Raw genomic sequence first — 11125 nt, 5'->3', positions numbered from 1 at the left:
TATGACGACCGTAGCCGCGATCCAGATGGTTTCCACCCCCGAGGTCGGCGAGAACCTGGCCACCGTGCGCCGCCTGGTGGCCGAGGCCGCCGGCCGGGGCGCCACCCTGGTGGCCCTGCCGGAATACTGGCCGATCATGGGCATGAGCGACGCCGACAAGGTGGCGCATGCAGAGCAGCCCGGCAGCGGCCCGATCCAGGATTGCATGGCCGCGCTGGCGCGCGAGCACGGGATCTGGCTGGTCGGCGGCACCTTGCCGATGGTCTCGCCCGAGGCGGGCAAGGTGCTCAACACCACCCTGGTGTACGACCCGCAGGGGCAAATGATGAGCCGCTACGACAAGATCCACCTGTTCGGCTTCAACAAGGGCGCCGAATCGTATGACGAGGCGCGCACCATCGTGCCGGGCGAGACGGTGGGCGTGTTCGACGCGTCGTTCGGCCGGGTCGGCCTGTCGGTGTGCTACGACCTGCGTTTCCCCGAGCTGTACCGCGCGATGGGCGAATGCGCCCTCATCATCGTGCCGGCGGCCTTCACCCACACCACCGGCCGCGCGCACTGGGAAGTGCTGCTGCGCGCCCGCGCCATCGAGAACCAGTGCTATGTGCTGGCCGCGGCCCAGGGCGGGATGCACGTCAACGGCCGCCGCACCTACGGACACAGCATGCTGGTCGATCCCTGGGGCGAGGTCAAGGCGGTGCTGCCGGAAGGCGAGGGCGTGGTCGCGGGCGAACTGGATGCGGCCTACCTGGCCGGGGTGCGCGAAAGCCTGCCGGCATTGCGGCATCGCAAAATGTAGGCGTTCCTCGAGGGTTTCGGGGCGCCGTGCATGCGTGTCACGAAGCTTGTTTTGGGGAAAGATTTTTGTCATCATGCGGTTTTCCCTCAGCCGGCAGCAGGGCGGCCCATGCCGCGCATAATGAATGGCACTGCAATCATGAGCAAACACCACTCGGTCCAGGTCTCTCGACAGGCACGCGCGCTGCGCGACTCGTCGTCGGCGAGCGTGGCTTGCGCGGTCGTCGCGCCGGAGGCGCAACGGTGAAGCTTGCCATCATGCAGCCTTATCTGTTTCCGTACATCGGGTACTTCCAGCTGCTTGCGTCGGTCGATCGATTCGTGTTCTATGACGACGTCAATTACATCAAGAATGGATGGGTCAACCGCAACCGCCTGTTCCTGGCGGGGGCGGTACGCTACATGACGGTGCCGCTGGCCGGCGCGAGTTCCTTCATGAAGATTGATGCGGTGAGGCCGGAGCCGGGCGAGCACTGGAAAAAGAAGCTGCTGGAGAGTGTCCGCCACGCCTACGCCAGGGCGCCATACTTCGCGCTGGCGTACGAGATGCTCGCCAGTGTCATTCATGGAAATCATGCGTCGATCGGCGCCTTGTCGCGCGCCAGTGTACGCATGGTGTGCGAACACGTCGGGCTGGACACGGGGCTCGTCGATTCATCCCGCACGTACGACAATGGGCACCTGGCGGGGGAGACGCGCATCATCGACATTTGCCTGCGCGAGCGCGCCAGCCGCTACCTCAACGCGCCCGGTGGCACCGACCTGTACGACAAGTCGACCTTCGCCTGGCATGGCATCGCCCTGGAATTCATCGCACCGCGCCTGGAACCCTATCCCCAGCTGGCGCAGCCGTTCCAGCCCGGACTGTCGATCCTGGATGTGCTGATGTTCAACGACGCCCGCGCCACGCGTGAGCTGATCGCGGCGGGGGAGGTCGCATGAGCGCGCCAGCGATCGGTGGCTATTTCGAACTCGAGCTGCCGCCGCAGCGGCCGTCAGCGTTTCCCGGCGCATTGCGTTTCCAGTCGGCGCGCGCAGCGTTTTTCGCGTTGTTGCAAGCCGGTCGGCCGGGCCGGGTGTGGATGCCCGACTACCTGTGCGATTCCATGCTGGCGCCTCTGCACGCGGCTGGCGTGACCCTCATGCCATACGAGGTCGATGCCCGTTTCGAGGTGTCGGGGCAGGTCGATCTGCAAGCGGATGACTGGCTCTATGCCGTCAACTATTTCGGTGTCCGTACCCGTGAAATCGATGCCTTGCTGGCGCGGGTGGATCCCGCGCGCGTCGTGCTCGACCATTGCCAGGCGTTCTACGTGCCGGCGCCGGCCTGCCTGGCTTCCATCTATTCGCCGCGCAAGTTCTTTGGTGTTGCCGATGGCGGCTTCCTGGTCACGGACTTGCCGGTGCCTGCCCCGCAACAGGACGATACGCAGGTGCTGGAGCATGCCGGCCACCTCCTGATGCGGCTGGCGGGCGCGCCGGAGATCGGGTACGCCGCCTACCAGCGCAGCGAACAGGCGCTGGCGGCGCTGGCGCCGCGCCACATGTCGGCGCTATCCGAGCGCATCCTGGCCAGCGTCGACCTCGAGGCGGCTCGGGAACGGCGCAAGCGCAACTTCGACTATCTGCACCGGCGGCTGGCGCGCTTCAACGGCTGCGACCTCGATCCCGGAAGCATCGATGGGCCCCTGTGCTATCCCTTGCTGACGGGCGCGCAAGGCCTGCGCGAGGCGCTTATCGCACAGCGAATCTACGTCGCAACCTACTGGCCCGACGTCCTGCAGCGAGCGCCGGGCGCCAGCGCTGCGGCCGCCCTGGTCCGCGAGCTCGTGCCGTTGCCTTGCGACCAGCGCTATGACGAAGACGATATGGCGAGGGTGGCGGATGCCTGCGCGGCCTACTTGTCGGCACACACACACACCATACTGGACACACACCATGAATATCCAAGGGAAGACCGTCACCCTCAGGGCTCCGGAACTCGATGACGTGCCGCGCCTGCATCGCTGGAGCAACGATCCGGAAGTATGGAATATGCTTGGCGGCTGGCATTTCCCGTTCTCGAGCCGCTCGACCGAAGACTGGGTCCGTTCGCGCAAGGACGGCAATCCGACCAGCCATGTCTTTTGCATCGACACGCCCGACGACGGCATGATCGGCACCGCCAACCTGGTGGACATCGACTGGAAAAACGGCAACGCTTTCCACGGCATGATGATCGGGGAAAAAAACCTGCGCGGCCGCGGCTATGCCCTCGACACGGTGATGGCGATCATGCGCTACGCCTTCATGGAACTGGGCTTGCAGCGCCTGGACGGCGACATGATTGCCTACAATCAACGTTCGATCCGCTTTTATCTTGACAAGTGCGGGTGGAAGCAGGAAGGGGTGCGCCGCAACTGGTATTTTCGCGACGGCCGACACCACGACAAAATCGTTGTCGGCGTCACGCGGGACGACTACCTGGAACTGGTGCGCGCCAACCGCTACTGGGATTGAGTGGGTCAGGCGGAGCCTGGCGCCACGGAACGCATGCCCGATGACCGACAGCACATTGCCTGGTCTACCTTCCGGTGCGAACGGCATGGATATGGCACAATGCCCTTTCCAACCGAATGCTTGATGCCAACATGACTCCATTTGAACCGAATCTTTCCTCCATCGCCGTCGCGCGCGACGTGCTGTTGACGCCATTCGGCCTCGACGAGGGCAAGCTGCTGCGCGCGCTGGGGACGATGTTCACGCACAAGGTCGATTACGCCGACCTGTACTTCCAGTTCACCAAGAGCGAAGGCTGGAGCCTGGAAGAGGGCATCGTCAAGACCGGCAGCTTCTCGATCGACCAGGGCGTCGGCGTGCGCGCCATCTCGGGCGACAAGACGGCGTTTTCGTATTCCGACGAGATTTCCGAGCGCGCGCTGCTGGACGCCGCCACCGCCACGCGCACCATCGCGCGCGCCGGCGCCGGCCGCATCAAGGTGGCCGGCAGCGCGCTGCCGACCGGCGGCCGTTCGCTGTATTTGCCCAACGATCCGCTGGCCTCGCTCGATGCGACCGCGAAAGTGAAGCTGCTCGAGCGCGTGGAAAAGATGGCGCGCGCCAAGGATCCGCGCGTGGTGCAGGTGATGGCGGGCCTGGCCGGCGAATACGACGTGGTGCTGGTGGTGCGCAGCGACGGTGTGCTGGCGGCCGACATCCGTCCACTGGTGCGCGTGTCGGTGACCGTGATCGCCGAGCAGAACGGCCGGCGTGAAGTCGGCTCCTCCGGCGGCGGCGGCCGTTTCGACTACGGCTACTTCGACGACGAGGTGCTCGACCGCTATGCGACCGAGGCCGTCAAGTCGGCCTGCGTCAACCTGGAGGCGCGTCCGGCCCCGGCCGGTCCGATGACCATCGTGCTGGGACCGGGCTGGCCCGGCGTGCTCTTGCACGAGGCGGTCGGCCACGGCCTGGAGGGCGACTTCAACCGCAAGGGCTCGTCCTCGTATGCCGGCATGATCGGCCAGCGGGTGGCGGCCAAGGGCGTGACCGTGGTCGACGACGGCACCCTGCAAGACCGCCGCGGTTCGCTGAACATCGACGACGAAGGCAACCCGACCCAGTGCACCACGCTGATCGAGGACGGCATCCTGAAGGGCTATATCCAGGACACGATGAATGCGCGCCTGATGAAGATGCCGGTCACCGGCAATGCGCGCCGCGAATCGTTCGCCCACCTGCCGATGCCGCGCATGACCAACACCTATATGCGCGCCGGCGACAAGGACCCGCAAGAGATCCTGGCCTCGGTCAAGAACGGCCTGTACGCGGTGAACTTCGGCGGCGGCCAGGTCGACATCACCAACGGCAAGTTCGTGTTCTCGGCCAGCGAGGCGTATATGATCGAGGACGGCAAGATCACCTATCCGGTGAAAGGCGCGACCCTGATCGGCAACGGCCCGGACGTGATGAACCGCATCTCGATGATCGGCAACGACATGCGCCTGGATTCGGGCGTCGGCGTGTGCGGCAAGGAAGGCCAGAGCGTGCCGGTGGGCGTCGGCCAGCCGACCCTGCGCATCGATGGGGTGACGGTGGGCGGGACGGCCTGATCCGTTTTCCGTTCTTCGACCACGACGCCCGGCCTCGCGCCGGGCGTCGTCGTTAACGCGGGCAGCGCCAAACATTATTGTTATAAAGTTGTTCAGAATAATTCGTTTGTACTGACTTGTCGGCTTGTTAGAGTTCGTTTCCCAATAAAAACAAGCCAATCATGAAACATACCTACCTCCTGGCCGCCGCCATCGGCGCGCCGCTGCTGGCCCACGCCCAGGCGGCGGCGACCTCCGCCGATGCGCCGGCCGCTACCACCACCAACGCCGCGCCCGCGTCAGTCCTCGTCACCGGTTCGCGCATCGCCCGCGCGCAGCTGGACGGTCCGTCGGCGGTCACCGTCATCACCGGCGACGAGATCACGCGCCAAGGTTACAAGAACGTGTTCGATGCCCTGAACAACCAGGTGCAGAACAGCGGCTTCGTGCAGGGCGCCGACTTCGGCAATACCTTCACGCCGTCGGCGAACACCATCAGCCTGCGCGGCCTGGGGCCGAACCACACGCTGATCCTGCTCAATGGCCGGCGCCTGGCCGACTTCCCGATCGCCTATGAAGGCACGGTCAACTTTACCAACCTGGCCAATATCCCGTCGGCCATCGTCGAGCGCATCGAGATCCTGTCGGGCGGCGCCTCCGCCATCTACGGCTCGGACGCGATCGCCGGCGTGGTCAACATCATCCTCAAAAGGAAGGCCGAGGGCGTCGACCTCAACGTCAAGCTGGGCGGCACCAGCCGCGGCGGCGGCGCCGAGCGGCGCGTGCAGCTCACCGGCGGCAAGCAGTTCGACCGCCTGAGCACCGTGTTCGCGCTGGAATTCTCCGAGCGCAATCCGATCGGCGCCTACCAGCGCGATTTCATGGCCGAGCGCTCGGGCACGCCGACCAATGTGCTGTCGCGCCGTGACGCCACCGTGGGCCGCTACATCGATCCGGGCGCGACCTGCGCGCAATTGGGCGACCTGTTCGGCGGCAGCGTCGTCGACTACGCATCACGCACCGGCAACTACTGCGCCAGCAACAAGGTCAGCCCCACCTACTGGTCGGTGCAGACCCGGAACCAGAGCAAAAATGCATTCGGCAGCGCCACCTATGAGCTCGACCAGAACACGACGCTGTTCGCCGACATCCTGCTGGGCCAAAACCACACCGTCAACAATACGCGCGGTCCGTCGTGGACGTCGAACTCGCTCAACAATGGTTATTTCCTGAACCGGAACACAGGGCATTACGAAGCCTGGACCCGTTACATTTCCCCGGAAGAGATGGGCGGCCTGTCGCGCTACGACCGCTTCTGGGAAGACGGCGCGGTCGCCGCTTCGCTCGGCGCGCGCGGCATCGTGCCCGGCACCAGCTGGAAGTGGGAAGCCGGCTACAGCGCCTCGTGGTATGAGAGCAAGGGCAAGACCCCGCGCGCGCTGTCGAACATCGACAGCTTCTTCCTCGGGCCGCGCCTGGGAACCGACGCGAGCGGCGTCGCCATCTACGCGCCGGACCCGACGCGGCTGGCGACCCGCGTGAACCCGGACGAATTCGGCACGATCACCGGCTACGCCGAAAGCGACGACGAGTCGTGGACCCACACGGTGTCGGCCAGCGCCAATGGAGAAGTAGCGCAACTGCCGGCCGGCCCGCTGCAACTGGCGGTGGTGGCCGAGGCCGGCCGCCAGGGCTTTACCAATGCGCCCGACGAGCGCATCAATGCGGGCTATTTCAACCTGGCGCCGAACACCGCCGTCACCGCCGGCACCCGCAACCGCTACGCGCTCGGCGCCGAAGCGAGTGTTCCCTTGCACAAGATCCTGACCGCGACCCTGGCCGGCCGCTACGACCGTTATGAATTCGCCGAACGCGACAGCGGCAAGTTCACCTACGCCGGCGGCCTGGAACTGCGGCCGACGCGCGCGGTGCTGGTGCGCGCCAACTACGCGACCAGCTTCCGGGCGCCGGACATGAATTACATCTACAAGGCGCGCGGCACCGGCTATTACTCGTCGACCACCGACCATTACCGCTGCGGCGCCACCGGCCAGCCGCTGGCGAACTGCGAATTCGCCAACTACTCGCCGGGCGCCGACTACATCCAGTATGGCAGCGCCGACCTCAAGCCGGAACAGGGCAAGTCGTATGGCGCTGGCATCGTCTGGTCGCCGAGCACGAGTTTCGATGCCTCGGTCGATTACTGGAACATCGAGATCGACGACCTGGTGACCAATCTGTCGGCCGACCAGCTGCTGCGCGACGAAGCGGCCTGCCGCCTGGGCTCGCTGGATATCGGCTCTTCGCTGTGCGCGGACACGATCTCGCGCATCACGCGCTACGCGGCCAGTTCGCCGGTGCGTCCGGGCGAGATCCGCGAGATCCGTGTGAACCCGATCAATGCGGCCGAGGAGTCGAGCAGCGGCATCGACGTCAGCGCCCGCTACGCGCTGCGCACCACGGCCTGGGGCACGTTCACCTTGCGCGGCAATTATTCGAAAACGCTGACCCGCCGCTCGAAACAGTTTGCCGGCGACACGGTGCGCGACGAACTCAATTCGCTCACCAGTTCGGACTGGCCGGACAAGCTGGCGGCTAGCCTGAACTGGAACGCGGGCGCCTGGTCGTCGACCCTGTTCGCCACCCGCTACGGCAAGATCCCGAACTCGGCCCAGACCGACTACCTGACGCCGACCACGCTGGTCAACGCGAGCCTCGTGTACCGCGTGAATGACCGCCTGACCCTGTCGGCGATCGTCAACAATGTGTTCGACCGCATCAAGCACGACACCACCGGCGGCTGGCCCAATTATGCGGTGGGCAGCTACAGCCCGGCGGGACGGACCGGGTGGGTCGAGTTGAACTATCACTTCGGCGGTTGAACGGCTGGTGGCGTGCGCCGGATGCGTGGCACGAATGACTCCGTGCCGCGCATCCGGCCAGCGCCAGCTCAGAAGGCGTATCTCGCTCCCAGCGTGAAGAAGCGGCCGATCGCGCCGTAGTAGTCGAGCGGGTTGTACGACACCGCGCCATAGGTCAGCGGATCGAGCGGCGCCTGCTTGTCGAACAGGTTCTGGATCGAGCCGTAGATTTCCCAGCGCGCTTGCGGCTTCCAGCGGAATACCAGATCGACCGTGGTGAACGAGGCCAGTTCGCAATCGCTCGGCGCGTCAATGCCGTTGGCGAAGTGGCTGGCGCAGCCTTCCGGATCGTCCTTGAAGAAGGTGTTGTCGATCGGCCCCCGGTAGTTGAGGTTGGCCGACACGCGCCAGTTGGCGCGCTCCCAGGTCGCGCGCAGGTTGGCCTTGTGGTCCGGCGTGCCCATGCAGTTGCTGACGTCGCAATTGCCGTGGGTGCCGGCGTAGTCGCGCGTGGTGCCGTCCTGTTCGGTGCGCTCCCATTTGTCGAGGTAGGTGTACTTGACGTCGAAGGTCAGGGTGCCCCAGTTGTTCGGGAGCCCGAAGCCCTGGCGCGCATCGAGGTCGATGCCGCGCACCTCGGTTTCGGCCGAGTTCACGTATTCGGCCAGCACCGCCGTGATCGCGCCCGGGTCGCCCGGGATCGTCGGCACCGCCGTGCTCGGATCGCGCGCCACGTCCCCGGCGGCGATCGCGGCGTCGATCTGCTGCTGGTTGATCTCGTTCTTGCGCTTGATGTTCCAGAAGTCGAGCGAGAAACTGGTGCGTGGCAGCGGATCCCAGATCGCGCCGATATTCCAGCTCTTCGAGCGTTCCGGGCTCAGGTCCTGGTTGGGCGAGGTGATGACCGACACCGAGGCCGGGCTGCAGGCGGTCTGCACGCCCAGCGCGCAGCGGGCCGGATCGGTGGCGTTGGCGAAGGCGGCCAGGCCGCCGACGCCGTTTTCGGCCGGACTCGGCGCGCGGAAGCCCTTGGCCCAGGTGGCGCGCAGCGCCAGCTCGCGGCGCGGGTTCCACTTGACGCCGACCTTCGGGGTCCAGGCGTCGCCCACGTCGGTGAAGTGGTCGTAGCGCATGGCGCCGGTCAGTTCGAGTCCGGGCAGCACCGGCGCCAGCACCTCGCCATAAATGCCGGTCACGTTGCGCTGGCCGTCATAGGCCGAGTAGCCGAGGCCGATGATGTTGCCGCGCTCGGTGCCGGCGGTCGGCTCCAGCCGCGCCGACTCGTGGCGGAACTCGGCGCCCAGCGCCACGCCCACCGCGCCGCCGGCCAGCTTGCCGATCTCGCGCGTGGCCTTGAAGTCGACCTGGGCGATCTCGGTCTCGGCGTCGTTCGAGATGGTCGGCGACAAGGCGGCGTACAGGTCCGGTGAATTCAGGCCCGCGTTCTCGGCGATGCGCCAGAAGGTGCCCGCCGGCAGCGCGCGGTAGCCTGGATTGGCCTGGGCCGCCGCCACGTTCGCGGCCGACGGGTCGAGCAGGGCGAAGGTGGCGTCGCGCTGCAGGTAGCCGCGGCGGTCGTTGTCGACCCGGCTGGTCGAATACAGCAGCGAGGTATCCCAGTCCCAGGCGCCGTGGGTGCCGCGCGCGCCGAACAGCGCGCGGATGAAGGTCGAGGAAATGTCGGACTCGCGCGGGCCGACGTCGAACGGCAGGTAGCGCAGCCGCGCCGCACGGCCGAAGTACGGGTTGTCGGGGTGCTCGGCGCCGAGCTGGACGCCGGCGTTGCTGACCGGACCGCCGGGATAGCCGACGCTGGCCGCGATCGGATTCGGCGTGGAGCTGGACTGGGCCAGGCTGTTGTACAGATTGAGCTCGGCATAGGCCTCGGTATCGCCCTGCAGCTTGAGCGTGCCGCGGCTGTACAGCGACAGGTATTCGCTGTCGGGCTGGATCTGGTTGTACAGGAAGGCCGAATCGACCAGGCAGCCGCCGAGCGGATCGCCCTGCGGGTGATTGGTGAAATTGCTGCAGGCGGCGCCCGGGAAGGTGCGCGTGAAGCCGGGCCCGGCCAGGTTGCCGCGGTTGTAGTACTCCAGCGTGTCGGGGTTGCGCACATTGCCGTTGATGGCGTTGCCGGACTGGTTGTTGCCGGTGATGGCGCCGGTGCCGCCGAAGCCTTCCTGGGCCGAATAGCCATAGGGCCGCAGGTCGATCTTGCCGATGTAGTCGCGGTTGCCGCGGTCGCGGTACCAGATTTCTTGCGTGTGCTTGTACTCGACGTTGACCAGCACGTTGTAGCGGTCGGTCTCGAGGTCGCCGAAGCCCCAGGCCAGGGCCAGGTTGTGCTGCTGGCCGTCGCCGGCCTCGCCGCTGCCGTACAGCGCGCGCGCGCTGGTGCCCTGGAAGTTGCGGCGCAGGATGATGTTGACCACGCCGGCGATCGCGTCCGAACCGTAGATGGCCGAGGCGCCGTCCTTGAGGATCTCGATGCGCTCGACCGCGTCGGTCGGGATCACGTTGAGGTCGGCGAACACCTTCTGGCCGTCGTCGGCCAGGCCGTAGGGCGCCATGCGGCGGCCGTTGAGCAGCACCAGGGTCGAGGCCGTGCCCAGGCCGCGCAGCGAGATGCCCGAGGCGCCGGCCGCGAAGCCGCTGCCAAAGCTCATCGGCACCGAGCCCTGGTTGTCGACCGCCAGGGTCTGCAGCAGCTCGGCCACCGTGGTCTTGCCCGAGCGCTCGATGTCGTTGCGGTTGACAGTGAGCACGCTCGACGCGGTCTCGGCCTGGGCGCGGCGGATGTTCGAGCCGGTGATCTCGACGCGGGCCACGGGAGCGGCTTCTTGCGCGACGGCAGGGTGGGGAAGGGCCAGCAGCACGGGGCCGGCGAGCGCCAGGCCGGCGGCGCCGCCTCCCGCGAACAGGCGGCGCACGGAACGGGAAAGCAGGGTTTCAGTCATGGTCCGACACTCCAGTGGATGGAAGGATCCGGATGGCGCGGGTGGAGGGCTTGATCCTTATTGCAGATCAATTTCCCTGGCACCTCTTAGCACCTATTTGTGTCTACAATCAACACGCGCGCCCGCCGGGCTTGAATCGACTGTTGCATCGGCAGCCATGGCGGGACTGAGCTAACGCAAGATGCGCGCAAGATAAGGGGCGTAGGTGCCCGAGTTCAGATGGGCATGTCAGTTTGCTGCAACCGATTGTTGTCTGTACAAGCGTGGAACGGGCGACAAAAGGCTTGCCAACTTTCATGCCTTGTTGTTATAGTCAATTCGACCAAACCCGGACGACACCATGCGCCACGCTTTCTTTACCCGCTTTTTTTACTTTAGCCATTCCAGCCCCTGGCGGTGGAGTAGCGGCGGGTACGCGCAGTAAAACGTCCCGGCAACA

General features: G+C 66.0%; 7 protein-coding genes. 6 read left to right on the top strand and 1 reads right to left on the bottom strand.

Features of this window, described 5'->3' with window-relative positions:
• Position 1: 1 nt before the first annotated feature.
• The 6 genes from LO55_RS01565 (at position 2) to LO55_RS01540 (ending at position 7750) form a co-directional block, all read left to right on the top strand.
• Complete coding sequence (locus LO55_RS01565; protein ID WP_071360180.1) at positions 2–799, top strand: carbon-nitrogen hydrolase family protein; 798 nt, start codon at positions 2–4, stop codon at positions 797–799.
• 242 nt (positions 800–1041) lie between these two features.
• On the top strand, positions 1042–1740 hold the full coding sequence (locus LO55_RS01560) for a WbqC family protein (RefSeq protein ID WP_071360179.1): 699 nt from the start codon (positions 1042–1044) through the stop codon (positions 1738–1740).
• The gene (locus tag LO55_RS01555) at positions 1737–2786 is read left to right on the top strand and encodes a PLP-dependent aminotransferase family protein (RefSeq protein ID WP_071360178.1); all 1050 of its coding nucleotides are present in this window, start codon (positions 1737–1739) and stop codon (positions 2784–2786) included. Before LO55_RS01560 ends, LO55_RS01555 begins: the two co-directional genes overlap by 4 nt.
• On the top strand, positions 2737–3297 hold the full coding sequence (locus LO55_RS01550; RefSeq protein ID WP_071360177.1) for a GNAT family N-acetyltransferase: 561 nt from the start codon (positions 2737–2739) through the stop codon (positions 3295–3297). Before LO55_RS01555 ends, LO55_RS01550 begins: the two co-directional genes overlap by 50 nt.
• Before the next feature lie 131 nt (positions 3298–3428).
• Positions 3429–4889: a metalloprotease TldD gene (tldD, locus tag LO55_RS01545; RefSeq protein WP_005668528.1), complete on the top strand. Its 1461-nt coding sequence runs from the start codon at positions 3429–3431 to the stop codon at positions 4887–4889.
• Positions 4890–5050: 161 nt separating this feature from the next.
• Positions 5051–7750, top strand: coding sequence for a TonB-dependent receptor (locus tag LO55_RS01540; RefSeq protein WP_071360176.1), 2700 nt, complete (start codon positions 5051–5053; stop codon positions 7748–7750).
• 68 nt (positions 7751–7818) lie between these two features.
• Here LO55_RS01540 and LO55_RS01535 read toward each other — a convergent pair whose 3' ends face one another.
• Positions 7819–10686, bottom strand: coding sequence for a TonB-dependent receptor (locus tag LO55_RS01535; protein ID WP_071360175.1), 2868 nt, complete (start codon positions 10684–10686; stop codon positions 7819–7821).
• Positions 10687–11125: the final 439 nt, after the last annotated feature.

This window comes from Massilia timonae (genome assembly GCF_001866515.1).
In the GTDB taxonomy this organism is placed as follows: Bacteria; Pseudomonadota; Gammaproteobacteria; order Burkholderiales; family Burkholderiaceae_D; genus Telluria; species Telluria timonae.
Note: the sequence above shows the minus strand (reverse complement) of the source record. Positions and strands in the feature narration are given on the sequence as shown.

What these genes read in the sequence shown, in the direction of transcription:
- LO55_RS01565 (WP_071360180.1), top strand. Translation starts at nt 2, where the DNA reads ATGACGACCGTAGCCGCGATCCAGATGGTTTCCACCCCCGAGGTCGGC.
- LO55_RS01555 (WP_071360178.1), top strand. Translation starts at nt 1,737, where the DNA reads ATGAGCGCGCCAGCGATCGGTGGCTATTTCGAACTCGAGCTGCCGCCG.
- LO55_RS01550 (WP_071360177.1), top strand. Translation starts at nt 2,737, where the DNA reads ATGAATATCCAAGGGAAGACCGTCACCCTCAGGGCTCCGGAACTCGAT.
- tldD (WP_005668528.1), top strand. Translation starts at nt 3,429, where the DNA reads ATGACTCCATTTGAACCGAATCTTTCCTCCATCGCCGTCGCGCGCGAC.
- LO55_RS01540 (WP_071360176.1), top strand. Translation starts at nt 5,051, where the DNA reads ATGAAACATACCTACCTCCTGGCCGCCGCCATCGGCGCGCCGCTGCTG.
- LO55_RS01535 (WP_071360175.1), bottom strand. Translation starts at nt 10,686, where the DNA reads ATGACTGAAACCCTGCTTTCCCGTTCCGTGCGCCGCCTGTTCGCGGGA.